The organism is Agrococcus sp. SCSIO52902 (genome assembly GCF_022983135.1).
Lineage (GTDB): Bacteria > Actinomycetota > Actinomycetes > Actinomycetales > Microbacteriaceae > Agrococcus > Agrococcus sediminis.
Map to the genome: position 1 here is coordinate 1311927 of NZ_CP095269.1, position 17669 is coordinate 1329595.

A 17669-nucleotide genomic window follows, 5' to 3' on the forward strand; every position below is an offset into this window, starting at 1 on the left:
ACATGAGCGCACCGATGACCCGAGAGCAGGCGGCGTGGTTCGCCGAGACGTTCACCCGACTCGTCGACACCGTCGGCGGCGTCGTGCTGGGCAAGGACGACGTCATCCGGCTCGCGTTCACCGCGATGCTCGCCGAGGGCCACCTGCTGCTCGAGGACGCGCCCGGCACGGGCAAGACGCAGCTGGCGAAGTCCATGGCGGCGACCGTGCAGGGCACGAACCACCGCATCCAGTTCACGCCCGACCTGCTGCCCTCCGACGTCACCGGCGTCACCGTCTACGACCAGAAGACCGGCGAGTTCGAGTTCCACAAGGGCCCGATCTTCGCCTCGATCGTGCTCGCCGACGAGATCAACCGCGCGAGCCCGAAGACGCAGTCGGCGCTGCTCGAGGTGATGGAGGAGGGCCGCGTGACCGTCGACGGCACGCCCTACTCGGTCGGCCGCCCGTTCATGGTCATCGCGACGCAGAACCCGATCGAGCAGGCCGGCACCTACCGCCTGCCCGAGGCGCAGCTCGACCGCTTCCTCATGAAGACGTCGATCGGCTACCCCGGCCGCGAGCAGACCGTCCGCATCCTCGCCGGCGCCTCGAACCGCAACGCATCCGCCGGCGTGCAGCCCGTGATCACCACGGGTGCGATCGCCGAGATGATCGACCTCGCCTCGACCGTGCACGTCGACCACGCCGTGCTCGACTACGTCGCGCAGCTCTCGGAGCACACCCGCGAGTCGAAGGACACGCGCCTGGGCGTCTCGGTGCGCGGCGCGATGGCGCTCATGCGCGCGGTCAAGGTGTGGGCCGCGTCGAAGGGCCGCGCGTTCGTGCTGCCCGACGACGTCAAGGAGCTCGCCCAGTCGGTGTGGGCGCACCGCATCGTCATCGACCCCGAGGCCGAGTTCTCGGGCGTCACCGGCGACCGCATCATCGACCGGGCCATCGCCGACGTCGCCGCGCCGCAGGACCGGCAGCACGCTGCATGACGACGGCGCCCGAGCGGGCGACGTCGACCGCGCCCCCACCTGACACCGACACCGCCGGCGTCGCCGACACCGGCGCATCCGGCACCACCCGGCTGCGCCGCGCAGCGCTGCGCGACCGCACGCCGCTGCAGCGCGCGCTCGACGCGGTCGTGGGCGACGAGTCGGTCGTCTCGGCGTGGTGGCGGCAGGCGGTGCGGTGGCTGCGCGTGCGGGTGTGGCCCGTGCTCGAGCCGATCACCGGCTTCGGCTGGGCAGTGCTCGTCGGCACGGCCGTCGCGCTCGTCGCGGGCATCGGGCTCGGCTGGAAGGAGCTCATCGTCATCGGCATCGCCGGGGCGCTGCTGCTCATCGGCGGCATCGGCTTCATCGTCGGGCGCAACCGGTACCGCATCGAGCTCGACCTCGCCTACACGCGCGTCGTCGTCGGCGAGCGGGCGCTCGGCCGGATCGAGATCCACGCCGCCTCGACGAAGCCGCTGCTGCCCGCGACGATCGAGGTGCCCGTCGGGAAGGCGCTCGCCTCGTTCCACCTGCCGCGCATGCAGCCGGGCGACGTGCACGAGGACGTGTTCGCGATCCCGACGAGCCGCCGCACGATCCTGCAGGTCGGCCCCGTGCGCTCGGTGCGCGGCGACCCCGTGGGGCTGCTGCGACGGCAGGTGAAGTGGACCGATCCCGTCGAGCTCTTCGTCCACCCGAAGACGGTGCAGCTCGACGAGACCGCGCCCGGCCTCATCCGCGACCTCGAGGGCATCACCACCCGCGACCTCACGAGCAGCGACATCGCGTTCCACGCGCTGCGCGACTACGTCGCGGGCGACGACCGCCGCTACATCCACTGGAAGTCCTCCGCCCGCACCGGCCAGCTCATGGTGCGCCAGTTCGAGCAGACCCGGCGGAGCGTGCTCGCGCTCGGGCTCTCCACGAGCCCCGACGACTACGCCGACCCGCAGGAGTTCGAGACCGCCATCTCGACCCTCGGCTCGCTCGGCCTGCAGGCGGTGCGCGACGAGATGGATGTCGTGGTGCAGACGTCGCGCCGCACGCTGCCGGCGACGACCGGCAAGCGGCTGCTCGACGCGCTCTCGGGCGTCGAGTGGTCGCCGCGCGACGACCGCTTCCTCGACCTCGCCGCGACGATCGCGCGGCAGCATGCCGGGGCATCCGTCGTCATGCTGCACGCCGGCGCGAACGTCGACCCCATGCTCGTGCGCCGCGCGCGCACGCTGCTGCCGACGCAGGCGCGCGTCATCGTCTTCACCGTCGTGCGGGGCGCGAGCCCGAAGCTCCGGCCCATCGGCGACGTCGCGCTCGCGACCATCGGCTCGGTCAGCGACCTGCCGCGCGTCATGCGAGGGGTGGGGCTCCAGTGAGCCGCGACCAGCTCCTGCCGCGCACGCCGGCGCAGGCGGCGATCGACTGCGGGGCCGTGCTGCTCGTCATGGTCGCGGCGACGCTCTCGTTCGGGCCGGTCTTCGGCGGCCACGCGTACCTCGTCGCCGGCATCGGCGGCGCGCTGGCCGGCATCGCGGTCGGCGTCGCGACGAGCCTGCGCCCGCTGCGCAGCTGGCTCATGACCGCCGCGGGCGTCGTGCTGGCGCTCATCGTGCTGGGGCCCGCGCTCGCGGTGCCGCGCAGCACCCTCTTCGGCGTGCTCCCGACGCTCGAGGCGTGGCGCGAGCTGCTGCTCGGCGTCGTCTACTCGTGGAAGGGCCTGCTGACCGCCGAGCCGCCCGCCGAGGGCTTCCCGAGCCTGCTCGTCGTGCCGTTCCTCACGATGCTCGTGTGCGCGACGCTCGCGACGGTGCTCGCCCTGCGGCTGCGCCGGGGCGCGCCCCTCGCGATGCTCCCCGGCCTCCTCGCGCTCGTCGTCGGCATCGCCTTCGGCACCAAGATCGCCTTCTGGCCGATCGCGCTCGGCGTGGTCGTCGCGGGCGTCGTCGTCGCCTGGTGGGCCTGGCGCCGGGCGTCGTGGCGCACCGGGCTCAACGACGAGGTCGAGGTCACGAACGACACGCGCCACCGGGTGCGCGCGCGCCGGCAGCGGTCGCGCGGCGCGATCGCGATGATCGCCGCCGCCATGGCGGTCGCGGCGCTCGTGAGCATCCCCATCCAGCCGCAGAGCCGCGCGGTGCTGCGCGACGTCGTCGAGCCGCCCATCGAGCTCGCCGAGCACCCGAGCCCGCTCGCCGGCTTCCGCGACTGGCACAAGAACTTCGACGAGGAGGCGCTGCTCACCGTCCGCGGCATGCCCGAGGACGGGCGGCTGCGCATCGCCACGTTCGACTACTACGACGGCACCGTCTTCGCCGTCGCCGGCGCGCAGCAGACGAGCGGCTCCGGCTCGTTCGCGCGCATCGGCGACGAGGTGCTCGTGCAGCAGTCGGGCGACCCGGTCGAGGTGCGGGTCGACCTGCAGGCGTACTCGGGCATCTGGGTGCCGGGCGTCGGCTACACGCAGTCGCTGCGCTTCGACGGGCCGCGCGCCGGTGAGCTGCAGGGCTCGCTGCACTACAACGGCCAGACGGGCACCGCGATCGCGCTCGACGGGCTCGCCGCCGGCGACGCCTACACGCTCGAGGCGATCGTGCCCCAGCAGCCCGACATCGACGAGCTCGAGGGCGTCGCGATCACGAGCGTGGAGGTGCCGGAGCCCGCGGTCGTGCCCGACCTGCTGCAGGCATGGGTCAACGAGCGCGGCGCGACCGGCCAGAACCAGTTCGAGAACATCCTCGAGATGCAGCGGCTGATGACGAGCGGCGCCTTCAGCCACGGCCTCGAGGGCGACTTCCCCTCGCTCGCGGGCCACGGCGCATCCCGCATCCAGTCGATGTTCGACCAGGAGGTGCTGCTCGGCGACGACGAGCAGTACGCGACCGCGTTCGCGCTCGCGCTCTCGCGCATCAACGTGCCCTCGCGCGTCGTGATGGGCCTCTACCCGGACGACGGCTTCACGGGCGGCGACGAGCCGGTCGAGCTCACCGGCGGCGACATGCACGCGTGGGTCGAGATCCCGTTCGAGGGCTACGGCTGGGTGCGGTTCGACCCCACGCCGCCCGAGGACAACGACAGCATCCAGCCGGAGCCCGAGCCGCAGCCGCAGCCCAAGCCGCAGGTGCTGCAGCCGCCGCAGCCGCCGGAGGAGCCGGCCGAGCTCTCGCCCGACACGGTCGCCGACGAGGGCCAGGAGGACGACGAGGAGGTCGAGGACGCCTCGTGGGGGATCTGGCTCTGGATCGCGGGCGGCGTGCTGCTGCTGCTCCTGCTGCTCCTGCTGCCGTTCCTCGTCGTCGGGGCGCTGAAGGCCGCGCGGAGGAAGCGGCGCTTCCGCGCCGAGCGCGAGAGCGACCGCCTCTCGGGCGGCTGGCACGAGGTCGTCGACCATGCGGTCGACCTGGGCCTGCCCATCCCCGCCGGCGTCACCCGCCGCGAGGTCGCCGGGGTGGTGGAGGATCGCTACCCTCGGTCGAGGGCGACGGCCATCGGCGAGTTCGTCGACGAGGGCGTCTTCGGACCGGGCGAGCCGGCCCGGGATGACGTGGATGCGTTCTGGGCGGACGTGGAGCGCAGCGTCAAGGGCATGCGCTCGGAGGCGACGCCGCGGCGTCGCCTGCTGAGCACGCTCTCGCTGCGGTCGTTCGCGAGGCGCAGGCAGGAGCGGAGGCGACGATGATCTGGGAGATCGACGAGGGCAGGACGGTCGTCGAGGGGCTCGACGAGTCGGGCCGGCCCGACCCCGAGTACGCCGCCGCGCTCGGGCTGCGCCCCGCCCCCTTCGGGCGCCGCGCGCTCGCCTCGGCCATCGAGCTCGCCGTCTTCGCGCTCGTGCACCTGCCGTTCTGGATCGTCGCGCTGCCGACGGTGCTGAAGGTCGTCACGGGCTCGCTGCAGCCCTACGGGCTCGTGTCGCACCCGGACTTCGTGTGGATGGTGGTCGCGACCGTCGTCTCGGCCGTCCTCGCCACCGCCTTCTCGATCGTCCAGATCGTGCTGCACGGCCGCAGGGGCGTGACCCTCGGCAAGGCGTTCGTCGGCATCCGCAGCGTCAACGTGGCGACGCTGCAGCGGCCCGGGGTCGGCAGGGCGCTGCTGCGCGCGCTCGTGCTGTGGGCGAGCGGCGCGCTGCCCGTGCTCGGCACCGCGCTCTTCCTCGCCTCGCCGCTGCTCGACAGCGAGAAGCGCGGTCGGGGCTGGCTCGACAAGGTCGGCCGCACCTGGTTCGTGGATGTCCGCGACGGCCTGGATCCGTACCACGACAAGAAGATGCGCATCGCGCGGAAGACGATCGCCGCCGAGCCGGAGGCGGCCAAGTCGCAGCTGCCGTCGCTCGCGACCCCCGCCGACCGGCTCGCGCAGGCCTACCGTCCGGGCGCCCGCACGAGCTCGGGCGTCGTGGGCGTCGCGCGCCCCCAGCAGCCGGGCGGCGACGCCGTCGGCATCGGCGCGCAGCCGGCGGAGCCCGCGCCCAGCCACACCGTGCCGGGCATGCCGGCGGGCGGGGCCCGCCTCGGCGGGTACCGGCCGGGCGAGCTGAGCGGCGCCGGGCGCCCCATCGCACCCTCCTCGCCATCGCCCGGCGCCGGCGAGGGCCTCGGCGGCATCGTCGACAGCGTGCCCGGCGGCCGCCCGGCCCCGGCCGCGAGCCGTCCGGTCGCCTCGCCGACGCACCCCGCCCCCGCGCCGTCGGGCCCGATCGACGAGCACACGATCATCGAGCCGGATCTCGACGGCGGCTTCGACGACGGCTCGGACGAGGGCATCGACGACCGCACCGTGCGCCGCGTGGAGGTCGTCGAGGCCGACGACGACCTCGACGCCACGCGCGCGCGGGCGTCGACCCGCGCGGCTGTCGCGACGCTCGCGTTCGACAGCGGCGACCGGTTCGCCATCACGGGCGCCGCGCTCATCGGGCGCAACCCCGCGCCGGCCGCCGGCGAGGTCGTCGAGCACCTGCTGCCGATCGCCGACGACACGCGCTCGATCTCGAAGACCCACCTGCTCATCACCGCGGCGCCGCTCGCGGCGGTCGACCGCGCGTCGACGAACGGCTCGAGCGTCGTGCGCGGCGGTGTCGAGCACCCGCTCGCGCCGGGTGCGCCGTTCGCGCTCGTGCCCGGCGACGTCGTGCGGTTCGGCGACCGCACCGTGACGGTGGAGGGAGTCGCGTGAGCGCCGTCGGCGAGTTCCGCTTCAGCCACCCGTCGATCGCGCTGCGCTGGGCGGGCGCCACCCACCCCGGCGCGCGCCGCACCGTCAACGAGGACTCCGTCTTCGCCTCCTTCCCGGTCTTCCTCGTCGCCGACGGCATGGGCGGCCACGCCTCCGGCGACGTCGCGAGCGCGCTCGCGGTCGAGGCGTTCCGCAGCCTCAAGGGCCGCACGCTCGCCGACGTCGCGTGCGTCGAGGAGGCCGTGGAGCGCGCCTTCGACGACGTGCGCACGCGCGCGCTCGACGAGCCGATCGGCGGCACGACGCTCACGGGCTCGGTGCTCGTCGACGTCGACGGCGTCGCCCACTGGCTCGTGCTCAACATCGGCGACTCGCGCACCTACCTCTTCGAGCAGGGCGCGCTGCAGCAGGTGACGGTCGACCACTCCGTCGTGCAGGAGCTCGTCGAGGCAGGCGCCCTCCGCCGCGCCGAGGCCCGCAGCCACCCGCACCGCAACGTCATCACGCGCGCCCTCGGGCCCGGCGAGCGCCAGGCCGCAGACGTGTGGCTGCGCCCCGCCGAGCGCGGGCAGCGCCTGCTCGTCTGCTCGGACGGGCTCACCGGCGAGGTCGAGGACGACGAGATCGCCGAGATCCTCGGCGACGTCGCCTCGCCCGCCGCCGCCGCGGCGCTGCTGCTGCGCCGCGCCCTCGACGCCGGCGCGCCCGACAACGTCTCGGTGGTGGTCGTCGACGTCGACGCCGTCGCCCTCGCCGACGGCGACCTGCACGACACGCACGCGCAGTCGGTCGACGACACGATCCCGAGGGAGGCGCTGCGATGAGCGCACGCATCGAGTACGCGCCCGGCGAGGCCTGGTGCGTCGCGGCCGGCCGCGTGGTGCTGGTCTGCGAGCGCGACCTGCCGCCCGTGCGGGCGCGGGCGCTGCACGACGCCGCGGCCGCGGTCGAGTCGGTGGACGACCTCCGCGCGGTGCTCGACGTCGAGCCCGCCGCGCTCCTGGGCCTCGTCGACCTGCCGGGCGAGCGCACGCTGCTGCGCCGCCTCGGCGTGCCGGCGACGACCGCCGACGCCGCGCTGCCCGACCGGTTCGGCGCCGAGTGGGCGACGGATGCGCTGCGGCCCGACGAGGCGGTGGCCGCGGGCGGGCTCGCGGCCCTCGACGCCGCGACGCTCCCGTTCGACGGCGGCATCGTCCGCGTCGCCGCCGTGCGCGTCGCCCCGGTGGTCGAGCTCGAGCCCGCGCTGCCGGCGCCGGACGCCGCGCCGGAGCCCGCGCCCGCGCCGGCTGCGGGTGCGTTCGGGCAGACGGCGCCCCTGCCCGCGCCGGCTGCCGTGCCCGCGCCGACGCCGGCCCCCGCCCCCGCGCCGACGCCGCCCGCGCCGGACGAGGATCGCGCAGCGGCCGACGTCCCCGCCGACACGGGCAACCCGATCGGCGGCCTCATCGACTCCGTGCCGGGCTTCATCCGGCCCGCGGTCGACGTGCGCGCGATCCCCGAGCCCTCACCGCCCGCACGCGCGGCCGCGCCCTCGACGCCCGCCGCCGCATCCGCGCCCGAGCCGGTGCTCCCGCCCGCGGCCGCGGCCACCGGCGACCACGACGGCATGACGATCACCGCCGAGCAGGCGCGCCGGCTGCAGGCCGAACGGGCCGAGGGCGGCGCTCGCGAGCCGGCGCCCGCCACCGGACCGCTCGTGCTCTCGACCCTGTGCCCGCGCGGCCACGTGAACGCGCCCGGCACGGCGCACTGCGCCCAGTGCGGCGCGCGCGTCGACGAGAGCTCCGCCGCGCAGCGCCGCCGGCCCGAGGTCGCGGTCGCCGTGCTGCCCTCCGGCGAGCGCGTGCCGCTCGGCCGCGGCGTGGTCGTCGGCCGCCGCCCGCGCTCCCGCCGGGTCGAGGACGGCCGCGTGCCGCGCCTCGTGACCGTCGACAGCCCGGGGGAGGACGTCTCGCGCAGCCACCTCGAGCTGCGGATCGAGGACTGGAACATCGTCGCCGTCGACCTCAGCTCGACGAACGGCACGCTGCTGCTGCGCGAGGGCTCTGCGCCGCAGCGGCTGCGGCCGGAGGCGTCGACCATCCTGCAGCTCGGCGACCGCCTCGACCTCGGCGACGGGGTCGTGCTCACGATCGAGCCGGTCGGCGACGCGGCGCCCGACGGGACGACCCGATGAGCCCGAAGCGCGCGCCCTCGGCCCCGCCCGAGCTGCCCGGCTACGACTACGTCTCGCTGCTGGGCTCCGGCGGCTTCGCCGACGTCTTCCTCTACCAGCAGCTGCTGCCGTCGCGCCGCGTGGCCGTGAAGGTGCTGCTGCCCGACGCCGTCAACCGCGAGCTCATCGAGAACTTCCGCCACGAGGCGAACGTCATGGCGCAGCTGTCGACGCACCCGTCGATCGTGACGATCTACGGCGCTGCCGTCGCGCCCGACGGCCGCCCCTACCTCGCGATGGAGTACTGCCCGAAGCCCAACCTCGGCGTGCGCTACCGGCGCGACCGGTTCGCGGTGCCCGAGGTGCTCTCGCTCGGCGTGCAGATCGCCGGCGCCGTCGAGACCGCGCACCGGGCGGGCATCCTGCACCGCGACATCAAGCCCGCGAACATCCTCGTGACCGCCTACAACCGCCCCGCGCTCACCGACTTCGGCATCGCGACGAGCGCCGGCGGCGCCGACGACACGAGCGGCATGTCGATCCCGTGGTCGCCGCCCGAGGCCTTCCAGGATCCGCCCCGGTCGAGCCCCGCATCCGACGTCTTCTCGCTCGCCGCCACGCTCTCGACGCTGCTCGCGGGCCGCACGCCGTTCGAGCTGCCCGGCGGCAGCAACACGAGCGTCGACCTCATCGACCGCATCCAGCGCGGCGAGATCTCGCCGCTCGCCCGCCACGACGTGCCCCCGCGCCTCGAGGCGGTGCTCGCGTCGGCGATGGACCCCGACCCGTCGCGCCGCTACGCGTCGGCGGTCGCCTTCGGGCGCGCGCTGCAGCAGGTCGAGGCCGAGATGGCGCTGCCGGTGACGCCGCTCGACGTGCTCGACGACTCGCTCGACGCCGACGAGGTCGACGAGGAGGACGGCGGCGCGACGCGCATCCGCGGGGTCGTCTCGATCGACCCGCACGCGGGCGAGCCGGCGCCGAGCGCGCTCGCCGCCCCCGACGCCACGATGCGCCGCCCGCGCCCCGGGCAGGCGGTGGCGGATGCGTCCGCGCCGGTCGCGCAGGACGCCCCGGCCCCGGCGGCGCGCGACCCGCGCCGCACGGCGGCGGCGATCGTCGGCGCCGCGCTCGTCGTGCTCGTCGGCGGCGGCATCGTGTGGATGGCGCTCGCGGCCGGCGACGAGCCGCCGCCGTCGGGGAACCCCTCCGCGACGGTCGCCGCGCCGGCGCCCGCGCAGCGGCCGCCGCAGCCGATCAACGTCGTCGGCGAGGTCGACGGCGAGACCGTCGTGTTCCGCTGGGTCAACGCCCAGCCGCAGGAGGGCGACACGTTCCAGTACCGCACCGAGCCGAGCGACGCCGACCCGGTGACCGCGATCGTCAACACCCCGGAGGTGGCCGTGCAGCGCGATCCTGATGGCGAGACCTGCGTGCTCGTGCGGCTCGTGCGCGCCGACGGGCGCGCCTCGAACGACGCGACGGGGTGCGTCGATGGCTGAGGCGCCCGTGCTGCAGATCGAGTTCGCCGGCGAGTGGTGCACGCTCGACCCGGCGAAGCCGTTCGTGATCGGCCGCGAGGGCGACCTCACGGTCGACGACAACCAGTACCTGCACCGCGCGTTCCTCGAGCTGCGCCACCGCGACGGGCTGTGGTGGCTGTCGAACGTCGGCTCGCGCCTGTCGGCGACCGTCTCGAGCGCGGGCGGTGCCGTGCAGTCGTGGCTCTCGCCCGGCGCGCGGCTGCCGATCGTGTTCTCCGAGTGCTCGATCGTCTTCACCGCGGGCCCCACGACGTACGAGCTGGGGCTGCACTGCGACGACGCCTCGTTCGCGATGTCGACCGAGCACCGCCGCCGCTCGTCGGGCGAGACCACGGTCATGCCGGTGGGCCTGACGCAGCTGCAGAAGCTGCTCATCGTGGCACTCGCCGAGCCGATGCTGCGCCGCGATGGGGTGGGCGTGAGCGAGCTGCCCTCGAGCGGCGCCGCCGCCGAGCGGCTCGGGTGGACGATGAGCCGCTTCAACCGCAAGCTCGACAACGTCTGCGACAAGCTCGATCGGATGGGCGTGCAGGGCCTGCGCGGCGGTGTCGGGAAGCTCGCGAGCAACCGTCGCGCCCGCCTCGTCGAGTACGCCGTCTCGTCGCAGCTCGTCACCCGCGCCGACCTCGACCTGCTCGACGACCCGGCGCTGCGCGACGCCGACGACCAGGACTGACCGTGAGGATGCCTGCATGAAGGTCAAGCTGACCCTCCACCGCCCGGCGACCGAGGCGACCGACGTCGTCATCACCGCCGACTCGACGGCGACGGTGGAGGACGTGGCGCGGCAGATCGCGCTCGCCGACCCGGCGCGCTCGATCCCGTGCTCCGACGCCGACACGCTCACCCTCGCCGTCGCCCCGCCCACCGAGCAGGCGCTCGTGCAGCTGCAGCCCGATGCGCTCATCGCCGAGGCGCCGATCGGCAGCGGATTCCACACGCAGGTCGCGAACCTCGGCGCCGCCGGGGCGCAGCGGGGCGGCCGCGCAGGCACCGCGCTCGAGGCGGTCGCGGTGCTGCGCGTCGTCCGCGGCCCGCTCGCGGGGCAGGAGTTCCAGCTCGCCCGCGGGCACGCGACGATCGGCCGCGACGCCGCGAACGACATCGTGCTCGCCGACCCGCTCGTGTCGAAGCGGCACGCCCGCATCGAGGTGGGCGCGCACATCGAGGTCGTCGACCTCAACTCGGCGAACGGCGTGCTCGTCGACGGCGGCCTCGTCTCCCGCCTGCGGGTCGTGCCGGGGGCGGTCTTCACCATCGGCGACTCCGACCTGGCCGTCTCGCTCGTGGGCGCCTTCGACGCATCCGGCCCCGACCCCGTGCTCGAGCGCGGCGGCGCGCTCATGTTCAACCGCAGCCCGCGCGTCGAGGCGCGCTACCCGGGCACCGCCTACAAGGGTCCGCGGCTGCCGAAGGAGATGGTGCAGCGGCTCTTCCCATGGCCGATGCTCGTGACGCCCATCCTGCTCGCCGGCGCGCTGTTCGCGATGACGAACAACCCGCGGTCGATCATCATCGCGCTCATGACGCCGCTCATGCTGCTCGGCAACTTCATCAACATGCGCACCCAGAACGGGCAGAAGCGCAAGCTCGAGACGCAGCTGTTCGAGACCCGATACGAGGAGCTCGAGGAGACCCTCTACCGCGAGAAGCCCGTCGAGGAGCGGCTGCGCGGCCTCGAGGTGCCGCCGGTCGCCGAGGTCTTCGAGCACGCGATGCGGCTGGGCCCCATGCTCTGGACCAGGCGCCCCGAGCACTGGAACTTCCTGTCGGTGCGGCTCGGCACCTGCCGCGCCGAGTCGCGCAACTCCATCAAGGACGAGGAGTCGCAGGACGGCCTGCCCGAGTACATCGAGCGCGTCGAGCGCCTGCGCGAGCGCTACCGCTACGTCGACGACGTGCCGATCGTCGAGTCGTTCTCGGCCGTCGGCTCGATCGGCGTGGCGGGCCCGAAGTCGCTCGCGGCGGATGCGCTGCGGGGCCTGGCCGTGCAGCTGTACGGCCTGCACGCCCCCAACGAGGTCGTGACCGTGGCCATCTGCGACGCGGAGTGGACGGGCGAGCTCGAGTGGATGAAGTGGCTGCCGCACACCACGAGCGAGACGAGCCCCTTCAAGGAGATGCCGCTCGCCGACTCCGCCACCGCGGGCGCCGCGCTGCTCAACGCGCTCGAGGAGCTCGTGCTCGGCCGCTCGAAGCAGGCCGCGCCCGACCGCAAGACGCCGTTCGACGAGGAGTGGGACCCGATGCGGTACGGCTCCGACGTCGAGCGCGCCGCGAAGGACACCGTCACGAGCATCCAGACCTCGGTGGTGCTCGTCGTCACGAACGACGCGCCGGTCGACCGGCCGCGCCTCACGCAGATCCTCGAGCGCGGCTCGGCGGTCGGCGTCTACGGCGTGTTCGTCGCGCCGACGGTGGAGTCGCTGCCGGCCGTCTGCCGCTCGTTCGTCGACGTCTCCGCGGGCCTCGGCGCCGCGCGCGTCGGCACGGTGCGCTCGGGCGTCGACTACGAGGGCGTCACCGTCGAGGGCGTCTCGAACGACTACATGCAGATGCTCGCCAAGCGCCTCGCGCCCGTCGTCGACGCGAGCATCGTGATCGACGACTCCTCCGACATCCCCGACTCGGTCATGCTGCTGAACCTCGTCGGGCCCGAGCTCGCCGAGGACCCGAGCGCGGTCGTCGACCGGTGGCGGCAGGGCAGCACGATCCTCGACCGCTCGGGCGCGCAGAAGCCGCGGCTGAAGAAGGCCGGCACGCTGCGGGCCATCATGGGCCAGGGCGCGACGGACGCGATGACGCTCGACCTGCGCACGCAGGGACCCCACGCGCTCGTCGGCGGCACGACGGGCGCCGGCAAGTCGGAGTTCCTGCAGGCCTGGGTGCTCGGCATGGCGGCGGCGCACAGCCCCGACCGCGTCACCTTCCTGTTCGTCGACTACAAGGGCGGCTCCGCCTTCGCCGACTGCGTCGAGCTGCCGCACTGCGTCGGGCTCGTCACCGACCTGAGCCCCCACCTCGTGCGTCGCGCGCTCACAAGCTTGCGCGCCGAGCTGCACCACCGCGAGCACCTCTTCAACCGCAAGAAGGCGAAGGACCTGCTCGAGCTCGAGAAGCGGCAGGACCCGGAGACGCCGCCGGCGCTCGTGCTCGTCATCGACGAGTTCGCGGCGCTCGCGGGCGAGGTCCCCGAGTTCGTCGACGGCGTCGTCGACATCGCGCAGCGCGGCCGCTCGCTCGGCATCCACCTGATCATGGCCACGCAGCGGCCCGCCGGCGTCATCAAGGACAACCTGCGCGCGAACACCAACCTGCGGGTCGCGCTGCGCATGGCTGACGAGTCCGACTCCAAGGACGTCGTCGACGACCCCGTCGCCGCGTCGTTCCCGCCGTCCATCCCCGGTCGCGGCATCGCGAAGACGGGGCCGGGCCGGCTCGTGCCGTTCCAGTCCGCCTACGCGGGCGGGTGGACGCGCCCCGACGAGGCGAAGCCCGCCGACGTGAAGGTCGCCGAGCTGCGGTTCGGCTCGGTGCAGCGCTGGGAGCCGGAAGCCGCGCCCGAGTCGGACTCGCACGACGAGGACCTCGGCCCCAACGACCAGAAGCGCCTGGTGCGCACCCTCATCGAGGCGACCCGCCTCGCCGGCATCCCGGCGCCCCGCCGCCCGTGGCTCGACGACCTGGAGACGACGGTCGACCTGCGCGACCTGCCCCAGGGCGGCGACGGCCGCATCGTGCTCGGCAAGGCCGACATCCCCGAGCGCCAGCGGCAGGACGCCGTGCACTTCCACCCCGACCGCGACGGCTCGCTGCTCGTCTACGGCACCTCCGGCTCGGGCAAGTCGACGCTGCTGAAGACGATCGGCATCGCCGCCGGGATCCGGCCGGAGCTGAGCCGCGCCGAGGTGTACGGCCTCGACTTCGCCTCCGGCGCGCTCAAGTCGCTCGAGGTGCTGCCGCACGTCGGGTCGATCATCGCCGGCGACGACGCGGAGCGCGTGCAGCGGCTGCTGCGCTCGCTCGGCCGCGAGCTCGACCGCCGAGGGAAGGCCTTCGCCGCCGCGAGCGCCGCGAGCCTGACCGAGTACCGCGAGCTCGTCGACCCGTCGACGAGCCGCATCTTCCTGCTGCTCGACAACTTCCCGCAGTTCAAGGCCGACTGGGAGATCACGAGCGCCAGGTCGCCGTTCTACCAGGTCTTCATGCGCATCCTCGGCGAGGGCAGGCCGCTCGGCATCCACGCGGTCGTCACCGCCGACCGCTCCGGCGCGGTGCCGACAGCGGTGAGCTCGAACATCTCGCGCCGCGTGGTGCTGCGCCTCTCGGACGAGTCGGGCTACATGCTCGTCGGCGCCCCGAAGGACGTGCTCGACGACCGGTCGGCGCCGGGGCGCGCGATCGTCGACGGCCTCGAGATGCAGGTCGCGACGCTCGGCGGCACGCCGAACGTGGCCGAGCAGACGAAGCTCATGGGGCAGCTGGCGCAGGCGCTGCGCGAGCAGGGCGCGCCCGACGTCGAGGAGATCGGGGCGCTGCCCACGCGGCTCTCGCTCGAGCAGCTGCCCGACCGCGTCGACGACCTGCCCGTGCTCGGCGTCGCCGAGGACACGCTCGCGCCGCGCGACTTCGACCCGGTCGGCACGTTCATCGTCGCGGGGCCGCCCGGATCGGGCAAGACGAACGCGATGCGCGCGCTGGTCGTGGCGATGGAGCGGTTCGACCCCGACGTGCGGCTGTTCCACTTCGCGGGGCGCCGGTCGGCGCTCGAGGGGTTCCGGCCGTGGGTGCGCAGCGTCACGAAGCCGGATGCCGCGAAGGAGCTCGCGACCGAGCTCGCCGAGATCGTCGGCGACGAGTCGATCCCCGGCCGCATCATGGTCGTGATCGAGAACGTGCCGCAGTTCGCCGACTCGGACGCCGAGCGCGCGCTCAAGGCGCTCTTCCAGGCCGTGAACCGCAGCGACCACCTGCTGATCGGCGACGCCGACATCACGCAGGTGACGGGCGGGTACGGCTTCATCGGCGACTTCAAGGCCGGCCGCAAGGGCATCGTGCTGAAGCCCGACGCCTACGACGGCGACTCGGTCTTCAAGGTGCCCTTCCCGAAGGTCAAGCGCGGCGACTTCCCCGAGGGCCGCGGCATCTTCGTGCAGCAGGGCCGCGCGGTCACGGTGCAGCTGCCGCTCGTGCCGGAGGGCGCCGCGCTCGCCCCGCAGGCGCAGCCCGAGCCCGCGGGCATGGGGAGTCCTCCCCATTGATGGGGGAGGGCCCCCTCCGTAGCGTGGGGTCTCGGATGGTCCGGCTGGGCCATGGATCGGCAACGATGAAGGGATCGGACCCATGAGCGATTTCGGCGCCTCCTATGCGGAGATGGAGTCGGTGGCGGGCAAGCTCGACACCGGCAAGGAGGACATCTCGGGTGTCCTGAAGGACCTGAAGAGCCAGGTCGACACCCTGCTGGGTGAGGACTTCAAGACGCAGCACGCGTCGGGCAAGTTCGGCGAGGGCTACGAGGAGCTGACGACCGGCCTCGAGCAGGCGATCGAGGGCATCTCCGACATGGGCGAGGCCCTGCGCGGCATGATGCAGGCGATCCAGTCGCTCGACGAGCAGATGGCCGGCAGCTGACCGCAGCGGCATCGAGGGGCCCGGCAGCGATGCCGGGCCCCTTCCGCGTGGTCCGGGCAGGGCGATCCGGGTGGGCACCTCTCCCCATCGCGCTCCCAGCGCGCGAATCGTAGAGTCTTCCTCAGGTGGCCCGGTCGGGCCCCGGAACACGATCCGAAGAGGAGACGGCCATGAGCGATTTCGGTGCTTCCTATGCCGAGATGGAGTCGGTGGCGGGCAAGCTCGACACCGGCAAGGAGGACATCTCGGGTGTCCTGAAGGACCTGAAGAGCCAGGTCGACACCCTGCTGGGTGAGGACTTCAAGACGCAGCACGCGTCGGGCAAGTTCGGCGAGGGCTACGAGGAGCTGACGACCGGCCTCGAGCAGGCGATCGAGGGCATCTCCGACATGGGCGAGGCCCTGCGCGGCATGATGCAGGCGATCCAGTCGCTCGACGAGCAGATGGCCGGCAGCTGAGCCGATGCTCGCTGAGGGGGCCGGCGACGTCGGCCCCCTCCACGCGGAGCGGAGCGGCGCGCACCGGGTGGGGAGTCCTCCCCATCGCCGGGCGCGGCGGCCCCGCCTAGGTTGGGAATGACGGAGGGCGCGACTGCCGCGCCGAGCAAGGGGAGATCATGCACGACGTGCTCATCACGTTCGATGAGCTGCTCGCTCTGCGCATGCAGCTCGACGAGATCATCACCGAGCTCGAGAGCGCCGGCGACCGGTCGAGCGAGCTCGAGGCCGCCATCGGTCGCCCGTTCGGGCGCGGCGACCTCCGCGACCGGGCCGGCGACTTCGAGAGCCGCTGGAACGACAAGCGGGTCGACCTCGCCCGCGACATGACCAAGGTGCGCGACCACGTCCAGGGCGTGCTCGAGGGCTTCGCCGAGTTCGACCAGGAGGCCGCGCTGAAGCTCGAGTCCTCCGACGCCGCGGCCTGATCCGACGGAGGAGACCGAGATGGTGTACGCAGGACCGCAGTCGCCCAAGGGCCGCTGGATCGAGTACGTCGAGGGCGACGCCGGCAGCATCGTCGAGCGCGGCGAGCGCATCGAGCAGCTCGGCCAGTCGATGATCGCGAGCGCCGACACGCTCGAGCAGGTGAAGGACGGCGCCGACGGCCAGCGAGGCCTCGCCGTCGAGAAGCTGCGCGAGGTGGTGGGCGACACCTACGGCCTGCTGCGCGAGGCCGGCGAGCTCTACGAGCCCACGGGGCCCGTGCTCATCGCCTACGGGGAGGCGCTCGCCGACGTGCAGCCCAAGATCACCGTGCACGTCGACGAGTGCGCCGCGCTCTGGGCGACGTTCCAGTCGCTGCCCGGCTCCGTGGAGCCGCGCGGCACGGGCGGCTGGTTCGAGCCGGAGGCCGACAGCCCCGAGGCGCAGCAGCAGGCCGAGGAGGACGCCGCGAAGCTCGCCGCCTACGAGGCGTGGGAGGCGGAGGCCGGTCGCTGGGACGCCGACTACGACACGTGGGAGGACGCGTTCGACACCGCCGCGAAGGACATCGGCGAGGTGCTCGAGGGCAAGGTGAAGGACGGCTTCTGGGACGACGTCGACGGGTTCGTCGCCGGGCTCCAGAAGGCGCTGGCCTGGGCCGGCCTCGTCGTGGGCGTGCTCGCGATCATCGTCGGCGGGCCGATCCTGGCCCTCATCGGCGCCGTGATCGGCGTGATCGCGCTCGCGCTCACGATCTACCAGAAGATGCGCGGCGACGCCGGCTGGATGCAGCTCGGGCTCGCGATCGTCGGCGTCCTGCCGTTCGGCAAGCTCGGCAAGATCGCCGGCGGCAAGTTCAGCTTCGCCGACGACATGTTCGGCGGCGCCTTCGGCAAGACGGCATGGAGCGCGGCCGGCTCGCAGGCGCGCGAGCTCGGCTTCGCCTACCTGTTCCACGGCCGCGGCGCGAGCGGCGTGCTCGGGGGCCTGCGCCAGTTCGTCACCGGCAACAACCCCAACGGCATCGGCGACGTCATGGCGCGGCTGCTGACCGGGCGCGACATCGCCGCCTACGAGAAGATGAGCGACGGTGCGACCGGCATCCTCCCCGCGCTCGCCACCGCATCCGACCTCATGCACGGCCTGATGGGCGTGCCGCTCAAGTACGACGGCTGGATCTCGATGTTCAGCGGGCATGAGACGATCAAGAAGCGGTTCCCGGCCTTCGACATCCTCTGGTGAGCGAGGGCTCGGCGACGGG

The 17669-nt window shown here is 73.6% G+C and carries 13 protein-coding genes; all 13 read left to right on the forward strand.

Annotation, left to right across the window (positions count from 1 at the left end):
* Positions 1-2 precede the first annotated feature (2 nt).
* The 13 genes from MU522_RS06470 to MU522_RS06530 all read left to right on the forward strand — a co-directional run bounded on the left by MU522_RS06470 (position 3) and on the right by MU522_RS06530 (position 17650).
* Positions 3-983 carry a MoxR family ATPase gene (locus MU522_RS06470; RefSeq protein ID WP_225792695.1) on the forward strand — a complete coding sequence of 327 codons (981 nt, stop codon included), beginning with the start codon at positions 3-5 and terminating at the stop codon, positions 981-983.
* Positions 980-2356, forward strand: a complete 1377-nt coding sequence (locus tag MU522_RS06475; protein ID WP_246993330.1) for a DUF58 domain-containing protein — start codon at positions 980-982, stop codon at positions 2354-2356. The genes MU522_RS06470 and MU522_RS06475 overlap by 4 nt, the downstream gene beginning before the upstream one ends.
* Positions 2353-4656, forward strand: coding sequence for a transglutaminase domain-containing protein (locus MU522_RS06480; protein WP_246993332.1), 2304 nt, complete (start codon positions 2353-2355; stop codon positions 4654-4656). The genes MU522_RS06475 and MU522_RS06480 overlap by 4 nt, the downstream gene beginning before the upstream one ends.
* Positions 4653-6152, forward strand: coding sequence for an RDD family protein (locus MU522_RS06485; protein ID WP_246993334.1), 1500 nt, complete (start codon positions 4653-4655; stop codon positions 6150-6152). Before MU522_RS06480 ends, MU522_RS06485 begins: the two co-directional genes overlap by 4 nt.
* Complete coding sequence (locus MU522_RS06490) at positions 6149-6976, forward strand: protein phosphatase 2C domain-containing protein (RefSeq protein WP_246993336.1); 828 nt, start codon at positions 6149-6151, stop codon at positions 6974-6976. Before MU522_RS06485 ends, MU522_RS06490 begins: the two co-directional genes overlap by 4 nt.
* Positions 6973-8331, forward strand: coding sequence for an FHA domain-containing protein (locus MU522_RS06495; RefSeq protein WP_246993338.1), 1359 nt, complete (start codon positions 6973-6975; stop codon positions 8329-8331). The genes MU522_RS06490 and MU522_RS06495 overlap by 4 nt, the downstream gene beginning before the upstream one ends.
* Entirely contained in the window at positions 8328-9812 is a 1485-nt protein-coding gene (locus tag MU522_RS06500) for a serine/threonine-protein kinase (protein ID WP_246993340.1), read from the forward strand. The genes MU522_RS06495 and MU522_RS06500 overlap by 4 nt, the downstream gene beginning before the upstream one ends.
* Positions 9805-10530: a hypothetical protein gene (locus MU522_RS06505; protein WP_246993342.1), complete on the forward strand. Its 726-nt coding sequence runs from the start codon at positions 9805-9807 to the stop codon at positions 10528-10530. Before MU522_RS06500 ends, MU522_RS06505 begins: the two co-directional genes overlap by 8 nt.
* A 16-nt stretch (positions 10531-10546) precedes the next feature.
* Positions 10547-15115, forward strand: coding sequence for an FtsK/SpoIIIE domain-containing protein (locus MU522_RS06510; protein WP_246993344.1), 4569 nt, complete (start codon positions 10547-10549; stop codon positions 15113-15115).
* 82 nt (positions 15116-15197) lie between these two features.
* Complete coding sequence (locus MU522_RS06515) at positions 15198-15485, forward strand: WXG100 family type VII secretion target (protein ID WP_128189931.1); 288 nt, start codon at positions 15198-15200, stop codon at positions 15483-15485.
* Positions 15486-15655: 170 nt separating this feature from the next.
* Positions 15656-15943, forward strand: coding sequence for a WXG100 family type VII secretion target (locus MU522_RS06520; RefSeq protein ID WP_128189931.1), 288 nt, complete (start codon positions 15656-15658; stop codon positions 15941-15943).
* A 158-nt stretch (positions 15944-16101) separates the two neighbouring features.
* Positions 16102-16410 carry a flagellar protein FlgN gene (locus MU522_RS06525; RefSeq protein ID WP_128189932.1) on the forward strand — a complete coding sequence of 103 codons (309 nt, stop codon included), beginning with the start codon at positions 16102-16104 and terminating at the stop codon, positions 16408-16410.
* A gap of 19 nt (positions 16411-16429) precedes the next feature.
* Positions 16430-17650, forward strand: coding sequence for a hypothetical protein (locus MU522_RS06530; RefSeq protein WP_246993346.1), 1221 nt, complete (start codon positions 16430-16432; stop codon positions 17648-17650).
* Positions 17651-17669: the final 19 nt, after the last annotated feature.

What these genes read in the sequence shown, in the direction of transcription:
- MU522_RS06470 (WP_225792695.1), top strand. Translation starts at nt 3, where the DNA reads ATGAGCGCACCGATGACCCGAGAGCAGGCGGCGTGGTTCGCCGAGACG.
- MU522_RS06475 (WP_246993330.1), top strand. Translation starts at nt 980, where the DNA reads ATGACGACGGCGCCCGAGCGGGCGACGTCGACCGCGCCCCCACCTGAC.
- MU522_RS06485 (WP_246993334.1), top strand. Translation starts at nt 4,653, where the DNA reads ATGATCTGGGAGATCGACGAGGGCAGGACGGTCGTCGAGGGGCTCGAC.
- MU522_RS06495 (WP_246993338.1), top strand. Translation starts at nt 6,973, where the DNA reads ATGAGCGCACGCATCGAGTACGCGCCCGGCGAGGCCTGGTGCGTCGCG.
- MU522_RS06500 (WP_246993340.1), top strand. Translation starts at nt 8,328, where the DNA reads ATGAGCCCGAAGCGCGCGCCCTCGGCCCCGCCCGAGCTGCCCGGCTAC.
- MU522_RS06505 (WP_246993342.1), top strand. Translation starts at nt 9,805, where the DNA reads ATGGCTGAGGCGCCCGTGCTGCAGATCGAGTTCGCCGGCGAGTGGTGC.
- MU522_RS06510 (WP_246993344.1), top strand. Translation starts at nt 10,547, where the DNA reads ATGAAGGTCAAGCTGACCCTCCACCGCCCGGCGACCGAGGCGACCGAC.
- MU522_RS06515 (WP_128189931.1), top strand. Translation starts at nt 15,198, where the DNA reads ATGAGCGATTTCGGCGCCTCCTATGCGGAGATGGAGTCGGTGGCGGGC.
- MU522_RS06520 (WP_128189931.1), top strand. Translation starts at nt 15,656, where the DNA reads ATGAGCGATTTCGGTGCTTCCTATGCCGAGATGGAGTCGGTGGCGGGC.
- MU522_RS06525 (WP_128189932.1), top strand. Translation starts at nt 16,102, where the DNA reads ATGCACGACGTGCTCATCACGTTCGATGAGCTGCTCGCTCTGCGCATG.
- MU522_RS06530 (WP_246993346.1), top strand. Translation starts at nt 16,430, where the DNA reads ATGGTGTACGCAGGACCGCAGTCGCCCAAGGGCCGCTGGATCGAGTAC.